Source organism: Mycobacterium arosiense ATCC BAA-1401 = DSM 45069, from assembly GCF_002086125.1.
In the GTDB taxonomy this organism is placed as follows: Bacteria; Actinomycetota; Actinomycetes; order Mycobacteriales; family Mycobacteriaceae; genus Mycobacterium; species Mycobacterium arosiense.
Genome location: NZ_MVHG01000437.1, coordinates 1 through 232 on the forward strand (window position 1 = coordinate 1; position 232 = coordinate 232).

General features: G+C 72.0%; 1 pseudogene. It reads right to left on the reverse strand.

The features are described from left to right. Positions 1-232, reverse strand: a pseudogene (locus BST14_RS32480) (hypothetical protein); the annotation flags it as partial.

Here is a 232-nt window from a genome sequence, read left to right on the forward strand (position 1 = left end):
AGCTCGACCTCGGCGTCCCAGTTCGCCGAGTGGAACGCCGGACCCTGGAAGCGCTCCAGGCCGGGCAGGCGCGGCAGCAGCGGCCGGCTCAACTGGCCGGTGGCGCAGACCAGGGCCCGTGCGCGCAGCGTCTGGCCATCGGCGCAGCGCACCTGCCATTCGCCGCTGCCGGCGTCGAAACGGGCCTCCTCCACCTCGCAGTGGAAACGGATCTTCTCGCGCAGACGGTACT